Raw genomic sequence first — 13,705 nt, forward strand, 5'->3', positions numbered from 1 at the left:
CGACGGGCCATCCTTGGCCCGATCGCGGCTGGCTCGGCGTCCTGCCTCGCCACCCCCATAACAGCACCTGCGTTCAGCCTCCTGTGATGGGCCCCAGTGTCGCTCCCACTGTTTCGGTGGCGGCAGGAGGATTGTTTTAGAAGCTGCAATCTAGAAGCTAGAAGCTAGAAGCTAGAGCGATATCTGAATTTATCTGCTGTCCTGAATCGAGAATCAAACCCCCAATCCAACTGACTGTGCCTCTTGAGCAACAACCCGCTTGCGCTCACGGCCCACAGGCATGGCGGGCAACACCGCAGCTTGCAACGTGCACGCTGCCGGATGAGTAAAACGCATCTTCGCAGTAACCAACTGATCCTCCACCACATGCCCGTCTGCCAGCACCACCACCCGTTGGCAAAAATGCTGCACCAGACTCAAATCGTGCGTAATCAGCACAAACGCCGTCCCCGATTCACGACGCACCTCAGCCAATAGTTCCAGAATCTGAACTTGCAACACCCGGTCAAGGTTGGAAAGGGCTTCGTCGAGAATGATCAACTGCGGATTAACCGCCAAAGCCCGTGCGATACCGGCACGTTGCAGCTGCCCGCCACTGAGCTGGGCGGGCAGTTTGTCGATGTCACGAGCGTTCAACTGAACCTGTGCCAGCAGTTGCAATACCCGAGCCCTGCACGCCTCAGCATCCAATTGTGAAAGGTGGCGTAACGGCTCGGCAATGCTCCAGCCAATGCTGCGCTGGGGGTTGAACGCGCTCAGGGCGTCCTGAAAAACCATTTGCACACGCTTTAAAAATGGCGCATCAAGCCCCCGCAGGGGCTGGCCGTCAAACTCAATGCTGCCCTCGTCTGGCGTTTCCAGACCCATCAGCAGGCGGGCGAGGGTGCTCTTGCCACTGCCGCTAGCACCCAGCAGTCCCAGACTCTGCCCATCGTTCAGGGTAAGACTCAGCTCTTTGAGCACCTGTATACGATGGCGTTTGCTGAACAGCCCACCAGCGGTGTAGCCGTGGCTGAGGTTGCGTATGTGGAAAATACTCATGCGTTGCACACCTCTCGGGTCAAAGCGTGATGCGCCGCCAACAGCGTGCGCGCTTCTTCACTGCGGGGGTTATTGAACAGGCTGTAGACATCGGCCTGTTCGACAATTCGGCCGTGGGCCATCACGCTGACGTGGTCCGCGCTACGAGCAACCACGCCCATGTCATGGGTGATCAGCAGCACGCCCAGATTGCGCTCGTCCACAAGCCGCTCCAGCAAGTCCAGAAAGCGCGCTTGCGCAACCACGTCCAGATCGCTGGTGGGTTCGTCAGCCAGCAAAAAACGGCTGTCGGCGAGCAGGGCCAGGGCGATCATCATGCGCTGCAGCATGCCGCCACTGAGCTGGAAGGCGAATGAGTCGAGCACACGCTGACCGTCGTATAAGCCCACCTCATGCAAAGTGGCGTGGATCAGTTCATCGGCCTCGTGGCCCGTCACGCCCCGGGTTTGCAGGGTTTCCAACGCATGCTGACGCAATGAACGCACCGGGTTGAAGGCGCTGCGCGGGTTTTGCAGCACCAGCGCGGCTTCGCGGCCGCGCAGTTGGGCAGGCTCGACTGGCTTGCCGTCCAGCAACAAGGTGGCGCCGCTGCAATGCACGCCGGGTGGCAGCAGGTCGAGGATGCCCAGGCAGGTCAGGGATTTGCCCGAACCGCTGGCACCGACCAATGCATGTACTTGGCCGGCCTTTAACGTCAGTTGTAAATCGTGCACCAGCGTTCGCTGCTGATGCCGCAGGCTCAAGCCTTGAATGGTCAGATGGGTATTCATTCCTTGATCTCCGCCAGAACACTGGGGTCAAGCCGGTCGCGCAGTGCGTCACCCAGCAGGTTGAAGGCCATCACCGAGATAAAAATCATCAGGCCGGGCCACAGCAGCAATTGCGGGTGTGTCCAGATGAACTCCTTGGAGTCGTTGATCATCACCCCCCATTCCGGGGTGGGCGGGCTGACGCCCAGACCGAGGAAGGACAGCCCGGAAACGTGCAGCATCATATGACCAATGTCCATCGAGGCCAGTACCAGCAATTGGCCCACCACATTGGGCATTACGTGCTGGCGCAGACGGGTCAAGCGTGACGCGCCGGCCAACTGCGAGGCCAGCACGTAGTCTCGGTTGCGTTGGGCCAGCACCATGCCGCGCACCATGCGCGCATACCAGGCCCAGTGCGACAGCGCGATGGCGATGATCACGTTGGTCAGGCCGGTGCCCAGCAGGGCAATCAGAAAAAAGGCCAGCACCAGCGTGGGGAAGGTCAGAAACATGTCGCACAGGCGCATCAGCACCATATCGACCTTGCCGCCGACAATGCCGGCCACCCCGCCAATGATCACCCCGAGAATCAACACCAGGCCCAGCACCAGTACCACGCTGCCCAATGACAATTGCGTGCCGACAATCAGGCGTGAAAGGACGTCGCGCCCCAAGTGATCCGTGCCCAGCCAATGGTGGGCACTGGCGGGCAGCAGGCGGTTGTCGAGATCCACCAGAGTCGCGTCGTAATGGGCGATCCAGGGCCCGAACAGAGCCAGTATCAGCAACAGCCCCACCAGCCAGTAGCCGATGCGCATCCCGGTCTTTTTGCCTGAAAACGTTGCGGCCAAAGTACTCATGCCATTACCCCCGAAAAGCGTGTGCGTGGATCCAGCCAGGCGTAGCAGATATCGACCACCAGGTTGCACACCACCAGTAACGTGGTCAGCAGCAGGGTGAAACATTGCATCACCGGAAAGTCACGGTTGAGCACGGCGCTGACGGCAAAGCGCCCGACACCGGGCCACGCGAAGATGGTTTCAATCACCAGCGCGCCGCCCAGCAGTTCGCCGATGTGCATGCCGGTGGCGGTGACCAGTGGCATCCAGGCATTGCGCAGGATATGGTCGCGCCACACCCGCCGCTCATTCAAACCACGGGCGCGGGCATAGAACACATGCCGGTGCTGGCGCACATCGAGCAAGCTGGCACGCAGTAAGCGGGCATTGATCGACATCGACATCAGTGCGATGGCCAGTACCGGCATGATCAAGTGCTCGGGGCCGCCCCGGCCCATCGGCGGCAACCAGCCCAGCCACAGAGAGAGCAGGGCAATAAGCAGAAAGGCCAGCCAGAAGTTAGGCATCGATACGCCGATGAAGGTGATGAAACGCACCACCTGATCAGGCCAGCGGCCTTTCCAGCGCGCGGCGGCCAGACCCAGCGGAATACTCATGACCAGTGTCACCAGCAGCGCCAGACCGCCCAGTTGCAGCGTGGCCGGCAAGTAATACAGCAGATCGTCGAGCACCGGGCGCCCGGTGATATAGGACATGCCGAAATCCAGATGCAGTGCATTCCATAACCACGTCAGGTATTGCTCAGGCAATGGGCGGTCAAGCCCCAGCGCATGCCGCGCCTCGGCCAGCGCGGCATCGGTTGGCGGAATTTGTGACAGGCGCAGGTAGTCGAGCGCTGGGTCGCCGTTGCCCAAATGCAGCAGCACAAACACGATCAACGACACACCTAGAAGTACCGGAATCAGCAGCACGAGCCGCAAAATGATATAGCGCAGCATGGTTAGGGTTTCCCGCTGGTGGGGTGCATGACTTCGAACGGCACATCAAACAAGGTGCTGCCGAAGGTGACGTTATCGACGTTTTTGCCGCTCACACTGATGGCAGTGAGGTGCGAGATCGGCAGGTAGACCGCCTGATCGTGCAGGGTGGTGAGAATTTCGCGGTAATCCTCGGCACGCTTGCCTTCATCGGTTTCGCCCAGCACTTCGGCGATTTTCTGGTCGATGGCGTCCTTCATCGGCAAGCCTCGCTGGGCCATATAGTCCGCATGACCTGCGTAACGCATGGAGCTGACAAACGAGTGCGGGTCGTAGGGGGCGCCCCACGTATCGGCGAAGATCATGCCGAACTTGCCTTCGCGCTGGCGCTGAACCAGTGCGCCGTCTTCCTCTGCGCGTAACTTGACCTCGATACCGACTTTGGCCAATTCACCCTGAATGATTTCAGCAAGGTTTTTTTGCAAGGCGCTGGGGCCCAGGAATACCAGCTCGGTGCTCAGTCGCTGGCCGTTCTTCTCGCGTACAGTTTTGCCTGCCGGCAGTGTCCAGCCTGCTGCTTCAAGGGTTTTTTTGGCTTGTTCCGGGTCGTAAGGCAGGGCTTTGAGACCAAGGTCGGCGTAGGGCATGTTGCTGGCGAACAGCGCATCGGCGCGAGGTTCCTGGCCGTGCAGCACTTTGGCAATAATGGTGTCTTTGTCCACGGCCTGATTGATGGCCTGACGTACCGGTAACTCATTGGTCGGTGCCAGGTTGGTGTTCATGGCAACCGTGCGCGTGGCCAAAGGCGCGGAAATGGCGCTGTGGAAACCCGAGTCGCGCAGGCGCACAAAAGTGCCGGGGGAAATTTCACCGTCAGCCCCCTGTATCAGATCGATTTCGCCGGTTTGCAGGGCAATCGCACGGCTGTCGGGGTCGGAAATGACTTTGACCAGCACCGAGCCATACGCGGGCTTGTTCCCCCAATAGCGCGCATTGCGCTCAAAGCGATCGTATTCACCGCGTCGGGTTTGCGTCAGCACCCACGGCCCGGTGCCCACAGGTGAGCCGGGTTTGGCAGCCGGGGCACCGAAACGCAGAGGCCGCACTTGTGCCAGCTCCATCAGCGTCGGGTAGTAAGGATGCTTGAGCACCAGCACCAGGGTATGTTCGTCAGGGGCTTCGACTCGATCCAGTGTGGACACCAGTTCCATCCACTGGTGGCGCTTGCTGTTGGTCAGCACCGCATCCAGATTGGCTTTGGCCGCTGCCGCATTGAACGGGCTACCATCACTGAAGGTCACGCCGTCCCGCAACGTAAAGGTGTAGGTCTTGCCATCCGGCGAGATCGTCCATTGCGTGGCCAGCCAAGGCTCTAACGTTCCTTGAGGGGTATAACGCACCAGCGGTTCATAGACCATGGCCTGGGCATACATCTGATTGGGCGAGTAACCTCTGGGGTCCAGCGGCCCGGCGTTGGTGGGCCATGAATAGGTTAGCGTCGGGTCCGGTTGCACAGCGCTGGCGGTAGACAGACCTGTACTCAGACAGACGCCAATCGTCCATAAAGCCAGCTGTTTTTTCATCCATGAGTCCGTCACACTGTTTCTCCCGAGTTAATGGCTAATCGCCTGTTCATTCACCGGGTAAGAAGTCTATGTCAAAACTTCATAACTGCGAGGCTAATTGAATGCAGAGGGTCACGATCACGCTGGACGATGCCTTGTTGACCGCCATTGACGAGCGCGTGGCGAGCCATGGCTATCAAGGTCGATCAGAAGCGGTACGCGATTTGTTGCGGGCCGGACTGCTGCAAACCGGCTGTGAGGATGATCCGGACGGAGCCTGTGTGGCGACCTTGAGTTACGTCTACGATCATGGCACTCGGGACCTCTCGAAACGTCTGAACGGTGCCTTCCATGATCACCACGACCTGACCTTGTCGACGCTGCATGTGCACCTTGATGAGGGCAAATGCATGGAAGTGTCGGTGCTCAAGGGCTCGGTGAGTGAGGTGTCGCAACTGGCACGCCACGTGATGGCCGAACGCGGGGTTCGCCACGGGAGTGCGCAGATCATTCCGTTACCTGCGGGCGAAGACCATTAGCTGAGCGCGGTTTCGTTAAGCCATTCCTGATTCAAGGTCGGCGTATCACCCAGATACTCCAACAACCAGCTCATGGCCGGCGAGTGATTGTCCTGCACCCAGGCAATGCAAGAGGGACTCGACGGAAAAGGCCGCTGCAAATACAGCGCCACCAGCAGGCCTTGATCGATCAATGGCTGAACCTGATGCGCAGGCGCCATGCCGACACACAGGCCTTCAGTCAGGCACTTCAGGCCGGTGGCCCAATCCGGCACCATCATCCGGCGCTGGTTGTCCAGCGTCCATGTATCGCGCTTGGGCAGGCTGCGCGAAGTGTCGTCCATGCACAGCGCAGGGTAGGGGCGCAGTTGGTCGTCCACCAGCAAGCCCTCTAAGCTGGCCAGCGGGTGCTGCGGGCTGGCCACGCATAACCAGTCCAGGGCACCCATGTCACGAAAGGCAAAACTGCCGGCCACCGGCACGGCACGGGTTGCACCGATCACCAGATCGGCGCGTGCATCCACCAGCGCATCCCACACCCCGTTGTACACCTCGTATTGAACGATCAACTCAACATCGGGGAAGTGCCGGTAGAAGTCGATGACCATTTGCTGGCAGCGCAGCTTCTTGATGATTGAGTCCACGCCTACCCGCAATTGGCCGCTCCAGCCATTGGCGACTTGCTGGCACAGGCGCCGGGTGCCGAGCATTTTTTTCATCACGTCACGGGCTTCTTTGACAAACATGTGCCCGGCCGGGGTGAGTTCTACATCGCGATGACGACGAACAAACAACGGCACCGCCAGCCACTGTTCCAGCTGGCGCACGGTGTAACTGATGGCTGAAGGCACGCGATGCAGTTCTTGCGCGGCACCGCTGAAGCTGCCGTGACGGGCCACCGCATCGATCACGTCCAGCGAGTATTCAGACCACATGATTAGCCTTCAAAATAGTTGATGTCAGATGGCAATTATTATCGCTTCACAAAGAAATAATCAGCGGGATAATGCGCGCCAGTCAACAAATTGTTTGATGGCAAGTTTTGGATGCCCATGAAAAATTCTGTAGGTTTCACCGTTTACCTTGCCGGGCTGAGTATGCTCGGCTATCTGGCCATGGACATGTATTTGCCCGCATTTGGCACCTTGCGCAGCGAACTGGGACTGTCCGCTGGTGCAGTAGGGGCCAGCCTGAGCATCTTTCTGGCCGGATTTGCCTTTGGGCAATTGCTCTGGGGGCCCTTGTCCGATCGACTGGGACGCAAACCGGTGCTGTTGGCAGGGTTGTCGATGTTCGCCCTGGGTTGTCTGGGCATGCTCTGGGTCGACAACGCCGCATTACTTCTGACCCTGCGTTTTATTCAGGCCATCGGTGTGTGTGCGGCGGCGGTGACCTGGCAAGCCCTGGTCATTGATCGATACCCGGCCGAGCGTGCCAGTCGGGTGTTTGCGGGCATCATGCCGTTGATGGGGTTGTCCCCGGCACTGGCGCCATTATTGGGCGCAGTGGTGCTGGGCCATTTAGGCTGGCAAGCCATTTTTACGGTGTTACTGGGCCTGTCGCTGTTGTTGATCGTGCCCACGCTGCTGCTCAAAGAAAAACCTCGCACTGCAACCAGTCCGGCCAAGGTCACCCTCGGCTATTGGCAGCTGCTGCGCTCGCCGACGTTTAGCGGCAACGTGATGATCTTTGCGGCCTGTTCGGCCAGTTTCTTCGCCTGGTTGACGGCCTCACCTTTTATCCTCGGCGACATGGGCTACAGCCCCGGTGATATTGGTTTGAGCTACGCGTTCCCGACACTGGCTTTCATGATCGGCGGGTACGGTTGCCGCAGCGCCTTGCAGCGCATCAAAAGTCGCAAACTGCTGCCGTGGTTGCTGCTGGCGTATTGCGCAAGCATGGCCGGGTTGTATGCCGTGGCCACCCAAACAGAGCCAACACTGCTGACCTTGCTCATCCCTTTTTGCCTGATGGCACTGGTCAATGGGGCGAGCTACCCGATTGTGGTGGCGAATGCGCTGATGCCGTTTGCCCAGAACTCGGGCAAGGCGGCAGGGTTGCAAAACACCCTGCAACTGGGTTTGTGCTTCCTTGGCAGCCTGCTGGTATCGACCTATATCAGTCAGCCCCTGCAAATCACGGTTGAAGTCATGTTGGCCACTGCACCGCTGGCAGTGCTGGGTTTCCTGATTGCGCGCTACAAATCACCAGCAGTGGAGCGTGCCACAGGCTGAACTAGTTGGCGCTGGTTGCCTCCAAGAGTGTTCGAGACACTGAGCGAGCGCTCTTGATGACCCAAATAATTACAGACCGCAATTCAGACCCCACCCCAGAACCTGTCCAGACCAGCCACGACGCCAAAATGTTCGGCTCACCCAAGGATCGATTGGATTTCTACCGGCGTGAAATCCAGTACGAAACCAGTATTTTGTCCCACCGCACGGATGCGTATTTGGCGGCACAGGCCTTTCTGGTGATTGCCTTCGCGTCGTGCATGGCCAACATCAACCCCGAGTGGGGCAAGTTTTTTACCCTCACGGTGCCGCCGCTGCTGGCCATACTGGGCATCGTTATCTCCCTGAATGCGTGGCCCGGTATTCGGGCGGCTTACGACATCATTGATCATTGGCACTTCAAACAAAGCGAGTTGCTGAGTAGCGAACCGGTTATGGGCTTGGCTTACGATGAGTCACCGCTCTTCTGCGAAATGGAATCCACGCATAAAGGCTATAAAAAGTCGTTGATGTTTTCCGTGCGCTCGCCGTGGATTTTTGGCTGCTTCTGGATGGCGCTGGGGGCGTTTTCGTTGTACATCCAGATGACGTGATTGCTCTAACCGCCTGATGCTCCAGCAATTCGCTAGATTTCAGCGAGCAATGCAGCGACCATAGCCCATCCGCCCGGACAGCCTCACACTTTGGAGTCAGCGTGCCGCAACACACCCCCGATCAGCCTGAAGATCTTGCCCCTCTTGCCCAGTTACCCTTGCTCAAACGCCTTGCCGCGCGCTTGTTTGGCAGCGGACTGAGTCGTTTACGGGCGCAACATGCTGCGTCCTGGTTGCACGGGCAAGCCGACGGGTTTCGCAGCGGGCACAGTGCAGGCGTTGACTACGGCTTCAAAGAGGGGCACGCCGAAGGGCTCGAAGAAGGCCGTCAGGTGCTGTTTATCAATGACACGCGCCCCCAGGAACTGCGTGCGCCGGGCATCGATGACGATCTATTCGATGATTGGCGTCTGCCCCTGACCGCCGAATTGAAAAAACAGATCAAGGCGGATGTGGCCGCGATTCTGCCGGAGTACGCGCAACCCAGCGCCGCCCAATGGAAGATGATCTTCAGCGATACGCCGTCGACCTCGGTGGTGGCCGGGGCAGGGGCTGGCAAGTCGACTTCGCTGGTGTTGCGTATTTTGCTGCTCACCCATTATTTGGGCTTTGAACTCAGTTCGATGACCGTGGTGACCTTTACCCGGGAGTCGCGCAAGGACTTCATCGCCAAGCTGCAAGAAATCTTCGCCCTGTGGGGCCGTACCTTGAGCCTCAAGGAGGCGCGAGACGTGGTGCGTACGTTCCATTCGCGAATATTGCCAATGGTGCGCAGCTTGCCCGGCTATAGCCAGTTGCAGGCCTTTGAGACGCTGAGTACGCGCAGCCTGTTCAATGACGACGACGGCGACAGCAACCCTTTCGATTTGCGCATTAATGATGCGCAGCGCCAACAATTGAATGCCTGCTACCACGGGCTTTACACCAGCAATGAGCGTTTTCGCGACGCGGTAGCGCCGTTATGCCGCCATGCTCTGCAACTTAAAGAGCTGGAGCGCGATCACCCCGACGTGCAAAAGCGCATGGCCGTGACAGAGCTGGCATCCAAGCGTGACGAAGAGCTCTGCGACACCCTCGAAGACCTGTGGTTTGCGGCCGGTGCCTGGCCCATCCAGGGCATCGAACCGAGCCGTGAAGTACTGCAGATCAATGGCGCGCCATTTCATTGCCACGGCTACATCCCGCAATTGGATGCGTGGGTGGTGCTGGGCTTTGATGCAAGGGAAAACCCGCAAATTACCCGCCCCGGTGCACGTTTGGCGGTGCGGGCAGAATGGGCAGTCAAGCGCACTCTGTTTCGAGCTTTCTGTGATAAGCCATTGATATGGCTAGAAAGCTATGACGCTGCAAAGCGCGTGATTGCTTCGATGGCGGGTGATGCCAGTGCCGGCCCGGGGTTTGATTACAAGCTTAAAGGCGAACTCGGTTCGGCTCCGCTGCTGGACTGTTTCGTTGCAGCTGCCAGCTTTATTGAAAACTTGGGGCTGGACGTCGCCGCCGCTGTGGGCGATATGCGTTTTGCCAAGGATGACCCTGACCGGTTCTTCTTCGAGGCCCTGAGCCTGTACTGGCGAGCGCTGGAAGATCACCTGCTGGCGCAAAGTCCGCCGGTCATGACTTACAACCGCATGTTTTCATTGTTTGGCGAAAACACCCCGCAAAATTTCAAGCTGCTGAGTCATGAGCAGTTGCGGCCGCTGTCGCATTTGATGATCGATGAATTTCAGGACGTATCGCCGCAAATCGTCTCGTGGTTGCGTGCGAGCCTGCGTGAAATCCGCAGTCGCGGCCCGGCGATGCATGTGGGCAGAGGGGCCCAGCGTTCGTCATTGCTGTGCGTGGGCGATGACTGGCAGTCAATCTATGGATGGCGTGGCAGTTCGCCCCAGTACTTTATAGGGTTCAACAAAGAATTCCCGTCGCCGGCGACTACTCGGGTAATGCTCAGCGACAACTTTCGCAGCCACCAGCACATCATCGACGCCGCCGAGCATATCGTGCGTGCGGCGCCGTCCATTCCTGGCAAGCGTGCCAAAGCCAGTGGCGAGCCTAAATCATTGGTGCCGGTGAATGTGTTGAACCGCGATGTTGAAGACCTGGTGGCGCGTCTGACCGAGCATTACAACGCCGGTGACCGGATCTTGATGTTGTATCGAAAAAGTAGCGACAAGTTGATGATTGAAAAGGATATTCAGTCGATAGTTAATGTGGATTCTAGCTTGCAGCCAGAAGATCGCAGGCTAAAGCAGCTGACCTATCACAGCTCCAAAGGGTTACAGGCGGATGTGGTGTTTTTGTTGGGCGACTGTCAGCACCTGACGTCTTCGCCCTATAAAAATCAGGTATACCGCATGGCGGGCCTGGGCAAGGAAGGTGATCCGGAACCATACGACTCGGCGCAGAAAGACGAGATTTTGCGACTGGCGTATGTCGGTATCACCCGAGCGGTGAAGCATTGCTATTGGTATCTGGAGAGCTCGGAGGCCCAGGGGCCGAATGTGCCCAAGGCCTCGGACCGTATTCCCAAGGACAAAGCGTTTTTTGAAGATCGGCGGGTCGCTCAAGGTTCATAAAATCTGGCGCATCGAGGTGCCTGATTTTGCGATTGCTACGGGTAAAGACAGCGACTCGGCGCGGCACCTTGTAGCCGCTGCCGAAGGCTGCGATCGGCGGCGTAGCCGTCGTAAATGCTGGCACACCTAGGCGCTTGATTTTGCGACCGCTTCGCGCTCGATCGCAGCCTGCGGCAGCGGCTACAGGGAACGTTTGCGACTCGGCGTAGCCGTCGTAAATGCTGGTACACCGAGGTACCTGATTTTGCGATTGCTGTGCAATCGGACGTCGCCTTCGGCAACTGCTACGGGGAACGTTTGCGACTTGGCGTAGCCGTCGTAAATCCTGACACACCGAGGCGCTTGATTTTGCAATTGCTGTGCAATCGGACGTCGCCTTCGGCAACTGCTACGGGTAATGTTTGCGACTTGACGCAGCACGTTGTAGCCGCTGCCGAAGGCTGCGATCGGCGGCGTAGCCGTCGTAAATCCTGGCACACCGAGGTATCTGATTTTGCGACCGCTTCGCGCTCGATCGCAGCCTGTGGCAGCGGCTACAGGGAACGTTTGCGACTTGACGTAGCCGTCGTAAATCCCGACACACCGAGGTACCTGATTTTGCGATTGCTGTGCAATCGGACGTCGCCTGCGGCAACTGCTACGGGTAATGTTTGCGACTTGATGCAGCACGTTGTAGCCGCTGCCGAAGGCTGCGGCTACAGGGTTACGCCAGCGCTTGCCAGGCCACTGGCGGGATGAAGCTTTCGAGTTCGTCTTCGACCGCTTGAATGATGCGGCCTACTTCGCCTGCGCTCATCACGGTTGAACAGGGAATACCGGCAATGGCAATCAGCGTTTCACCACTGGCACGGTCAAACAAGCGGGCGACCATGCTTCGGGGCGCGTCCATGGTCGCCTCAAAGCCCATCGGATGAAAATGCCAGCGCATCAGTTGGCAGGCATTAGGGAAAGTAACCTTGTGTTGCTCGGTATGCAGGCTCATGGAGCGTTTCCTTTTGCTCAATGGATGTAACGATCAGGGGTGGCCCTGTCCCACGTATTTGCGAGGGGTTCGTGTTCAAACCTATCATTCATATCGCTTGGCACAAGCCTTTTATCCCTCGTGCTTAGATTGTTTGATCGTGCTTTGATGCAAATCATGCAGTGAAGCGATTTAGCCACCGTTCATGCGGCGCTAAATGGTAAATCCCTCCCTTTTTGTGTAACCCGCTGGAGTCAAAAATGCCTGCTTGGCGCTCAATCAGCTTATGGATGGATCAGCTTGAAGAGGACCTCAGCCCCAGGCAGTGCCTTGAGCAGGATCTGGATGTCGATGTGGCAATCATCGGTGCCGGCTATACCGGGCTATGGACGGCTTACTACCTCAAGCGCCATGCACCTGAGTTGAGCATTGCCATTGTCGAGGCACAAACGGCAGGGTTTGGTGCTTCGGGTCGCAATGGTGGCTGGTTGATGGGCAACCTGCTGGGCGAGGACCGCCTGTTAGCAGCGCTATCGCCTGAGCGCCGACGCGAGTCGTTCGATTTATTGCATGCCATTCCGGATGAGGTGAAATCGGTCATTGATCGTGAAGGTATCGCCTGTGATTACCGCAAAGGTGGCGCGTTGTATTGCGCAGCGCGTTACCCGGAGCAGGAAAGCAGCTTGCGCCAGTATTTGGCGGATCTTTACGGCCAAGGCTTGAGCGAGTCCGACTATCGCTGGTTAACCCCCGACGAATTGGCTCAACAGTTGCGCGTCGCCAAGCCTTATGGCGGGATTTTTACGCCGCATGTCGCCACCCTCCAGCCAGCCAGGCTAGTTCGGGGTCTTGCTCGGGCCGTAGAGCGCATGGGTGTGCGTATTTATGAGCAAAGCCCGGTCAGCCATTGGCAATCGGGCCTTGTGCGTACGGCCAAGGCACAAGTGCGCAGTCGTTGGGTGGTACCCGCCGTTGAGGGGTACGCCACTACCTTGAACACGCTGGGACACTATCAATTGCCGGTGCAGAGTTTGATCGTGGCCACTGAGCCTTTGTCGCCGGCGCTGTGGGAGCAGATCGGGCTGTCGCAGGGCCAGGCGTTCAGCGAGTTCAGCAAACAAGTGACGTATGGCCAGCGAACCGCGGATAACCGGCTGGTGTTTGGCGCCCGGGGCGGCTATCAGTTCGGTGGCCGTCTGCGGCACTCCTTCGATCTCACCGACAACGAAATCGAACTGCGCCGCTATTTGTTCGGTGAGCTGTTCCCGATGTTGAAAAACGTCACCATCAGCCACGCCTGGGGCGGCAATCTAGGCATGGCGCGCAGGTTTCAACCGCATATGCTCTGTGACCGTGTACAAGGTGTTGCGCTGGCCGGCGGCTATGGCGGCGAAGGCGTTGGGGCCAGCCATCTGGGCGGCCGCACGCTGGCCGACCTGATTTTGCAGCGTGACACCCTTGAGGTTAAACAGCCGTGGGTCTTGACCGAAGGTGGGTTGGGGGCGCTCAAGGCATGGGAACCGGAGCCTTGTCGCTGGCTGGGGTACAACGCTGTAATCCGCAGTTTTGTCTATGAAGATAAAGCCTTGGCCAACCCCAACAGCCCGCCCTGGCGTCGCCACTTTGCCCAACGGGTCGCCGGGTTCATGGAAGGCCAGATGCACTAGCCCACATGCCCGGCGCCCTCAGGG

12 protein-coding genes are annotated in these 13,705 nt (G+C 58.5%); 5 read left to right on the forward strand and 7 right to left on the reverse strand.

The window, feature by feature from the left end:
* Window positions 1-213: 213 nt before the first annotated feature.
* From nikE to nikA, 5 genes are read right to left on the reverse strand one after another with little or no spacing between them, the layout of a single operon-like run.
* Window positions 214-1,041: a nickel import ATP-binding protein NikE gene (gene nikE, locus EQV93_RS22195; RefSeq protein WP_240892471.1), complete on the reverse strand. Its 828-nt coding sequence runs from the start codon at window positions 1,039-1,041 to the stop codon at window positions 214-216.
* Complete coding sequence (locus tag EQV93_RS22200) at window positions 1,038-1,811, reverse strand: ATP-binding cassette domain-containing protein (RefSeq protein ID WP_122782400.1); 774 nt, start codon at window positions 1,809-1,811, stop codon at window positions 1,038-1,040. Before EQV93_RS22200 ends, nikE begins: the two co-directional genes overlap by 4 nt.
* On the reverse strand, window positions 1,808-2,653 hold the full coding sequence (gene nikC / locus EQV93_RS22205) for a nickel ABC transporter permease subunit NikC (protein ID WP_122782399.1): 846 nt from the start codon (window positions 2,651-2,653) through the stop codon (window positions 1,808-1,810). Before nikC ends, EQV93_RS22200 begins: the two co-directional genes overlap by 4 nt.
* The gene (gene nikB, locus EQV93_RS22210; protein ID WP_122782398.1) at window positions 2,650-3,591 is read right to left on the reverse strand and encodes a nickel ABC transporter permease subunit NikB; all 942 of its coding nucleotides are present in this window, start codon (window positions 3,589-3,591) and stop codon (window positions 2,650-2,652) included. The genes nikC and nikB overlap by 4 nt, the downstream gene beginning before the upstream one ends.
* Window positions 3,592-3,593: 2 nt before the next feature.
* Window positions 3,594-5,153, reverse strand: a complete 1,560-nt coding sequence (gene nikA / locus EQV93_RS22215; protein WP_240892472.1) for a nickel ABC transporter substrate-binding protein — start codon at window positions 5,151-5,153, stop codon at window positions 3,594-3,596.
* Window positions 5,154-5,257: 104 nt separating this feature from the next.
* Here nikA and nikR point away from each other — a divergent pair, with 104 nt between their 5' ends.
* Complete coding sequence (gene nikR / locus EQV93_RS22220; protein WP_240892473.1) at window positions 5,258-5,674, forward strand: nickel-responsive transcriptional regulator NikR; 417 nt, start codon at window positions 5,258-5,260, stop codon at window positions 5,672-5,674.
* Here the strand turns inward: nikR and punR are convergent.
* The gene (punR, locus tag EQV93_RS22225; RefSeq protein ID WP_146387952.1) at window positions 5,671-6,588 is read right to left on the reverse strand and encodes a DNA-binding transcriptional activator PunR; all 918 of its coding nucleotides are present in this window, start codon (window positions 6,586-6,588) and stop codon (window positions 5,671-5,673) included. The genes nikR and punR overlap by 4 nt on opposite strands.
* Window positions 6,589-6,705: 117 nt before the next feature.
* Here punR and punC point away from each other — a divergent pair, with 117 nt between their 5' ends.
* The 3 genes from punC to EQV93_RS22240 all read left to right on the forward strand — a co-directional run bounded on the left by punC (window position 6,706) and on the right by EQV93_RS22240 (window position 11,053).
* The gene (punC, locus tag EQV93_RS22230; RefSeq protein WP_146387950.1) at window positions 6,706-7,887 is read left to right on the forward strand and encodes a purine nucleoside transporter PunC; all 1,182 of its coding nucleotides are present in this window, start codon (window positions 6,706-6,708) and stop codon (window positions 7,885-7,887) included.
* A gap of 56 nt (window positions 7,888-7,943) precedes the next feature.
* On the forward strand, window positions 7,944-8,480 hold the full coding sequence (locus EQV93_RS22235; protein WP_122782394.1) for a hypothetical protein: 537 nt from the start codon (window positions 7,944-7,946) through the stop codon (window positions 8,478-8,480).
* Window positions 8,481-8,581: 101 nt separating this feature from the next.
* On the forward strand, window positions 8,582-11,053 hold the full coding sequence (locus EQV93_RS22240) for a UvrD-helicase domain-containing protein (RefSeq protein ID WP_240892474.1): 2,472 nt from the start codon (window positions 8,582-8,584) through the stop codon (window positions 11,051-11,053).
* A gap of 703 nt (window positions 11,054-11,756) precedes the next feature.
* Here the strand turns inward: EQV93_RS22240 and EQV93_RS22245 are convergent.
* Window positions 11,757-12,035: a DUF1652 domain-containing protein gene (locus tag EQV93_RS22245; protein WP_122784241.1), complete on the reverse strand. Its 279-nt coding sequence runs from the start codon at window positions 12,033-12,035 to the stop codon at window positions 11,757-11,759.
* A 239-nt stretch (window positions 12,036-12,274) separates the two neighbouring features.
* Between EQV93_RS22245 and EQV93_RS22250 the strand changes: the two genes are divergently transcribed.
* A complete protein-coding gene (locus EQV93_RS22250) occupies window positions 12,275-13,681 on the forward strand; it encodes an NAD(P)/FAD-dependent oxidoreductase (RefSeq protein WP_240892475.1) in 1,407 nt (468 codons plus the stop codon).
* Window positions 13,682-13,705: the final 24 nt, after the last annotated feature.

Source organism: Pseudomonas sp. TMW22091, from assembly GCF_022496705.1.
In the GTDB taxonomy this organism is placed as follows: domain Bacteria; phylum Pseudomonadota; class Gammaproteobacteria; order Pseudomonadales; family Pseudomonadaceae; genus Aquipseudomonas; species Aquipseudomonas saxonica.

What these genes read in the sequence shown, in the direction of transcription:
- nikE (WP_240892471.1), bottom strand. Translation starts at nt 1,041, where the DNA reads ATGAGTATTTTCCACATACGCAACCTCAGCCACGGCTACACCGCTGGT.
- EQV93_RS22200 (WP_122782400.1), bottom strand. Translation starts at nt 1,811, where the DNA reads ATGAATACCCATCTGACCATTCAAGGCTTGAGCCTGCGGCATCAGCAG.
- nikC (WP_122782399.1), bottom strand. Translation starts at nt 2,653, where the DNA reads ATGAGTACTTTGGCCGCAACGTTTTCAGGCAAAAAGACCGGGATGCGC.
- nikB (WP_122782398.1), bottom strand. Translation starts at nt 3,591, where the DNA reads ATGCTGCGCTATATCATTTTGCGGCTCGTGCTGCTGATTCCGGTACTT.
- nikA (WP_240892472.1), bottom strand. Translation starts at nt 5,153, where the DNA reads ATGAAAAAACAGCTGGCTTTATGGACGATTGGCGTCTGTCTGAGTACA.
- nikR (WP_240892473.1), top strand. Translation starts at nt 5,258, where the DNA reads ATGCAGAGGGTCACGATCACGCTGGACGATGCCTTGTTGACCGCCATT.
- punR (WP_146387952.1), bottom strand. Translation starts at nt 6,588, where the DNA reads ATGTGGTCTGAATACTCGCTGGACGTGATCGATGCGGTGGCCCGTCAC.
- punC (WP_146387950.1), top strand. Translation starts at nt 6,706, where the DNA reads ATGAAAAATTCTGTAGGTTTCACCGTTTACCTTGCCGGGCTGAGTATG.
- EQV93_RS22235 (WP_122782394.1), top strand. Translation starts at nt 7,944, where the DNA reads ATGACCCAAATAATTACAGACCGCAATTCAGACCCCACCCCAGAACCT.
- EQV93_RS22245 (WP_122784241.1), bottom strand. Translation starts at nt 12,035, where the DNA reads ATGAGCCTGCATACCGAGCAACACAAGGTTACTTTCCCTAATGCCTGC.
- EQV93_RS22250 (WP_240892475.1), top strand. Translation starts at nt 12,275, where the DNA reads ATGCCTGCTTGGCGCTCAATCAGCTTATGGATGGATCAGCTTGAAGAG.